Source organism: Neobacillus niacini (genome assembly GCF_023715785.1).
Classification (GTDB): Bacteria; Bacillota; Bacilli; order Bacillales; family Cytobacillaceae; genus Neobacillus; species Neobacillus niacini_E.
This window is the reverse complement of sequence record NZ_JAMBOX010000108.1, coordinates 1-300: the sequence shown is the minus strand read 5'-3', so window position 1 is coordinate 300 and position 300 is coordinate 1. Positions and strand designations below refer to the sequence as shown.

General features: G+C 35.3%; 1 pseudogene. It reads left to right on the top strand.

Going from position 1 to position 300, the window contains the following annotated elements:
* A pseudogene (locus M3234_RS29050) lies at nt 1-300 on the top strand (transposase); the annotation flags it as partial.

Here is a 300-nt window from a genome sequence, read left to right as displayed (position 1 = left end):
AGACTTTTCATTTCTTCTTGAAAAAGTACGTCCATTTTATAGTGATGATAACGGCCGTCCATCTGATCCCCTTATACTTTTTAAAATGATGTTCATCGGGTATCTCTTTGGTATTCGTTCCGAAAGGGCAATTAGAAAAGGAAATTAAAATGAACATTGCCTATCGATGGTTTTTAGGTTTAAAATTTCAGGATCCGGTTTCCCATCACTCTACGATTAGTTGGAATCGTCAACACCGTTTTAAGGATACTGATATCTTTCAAGATATTTTTGATGAAATCGTTCTTCAGGCAATGAATC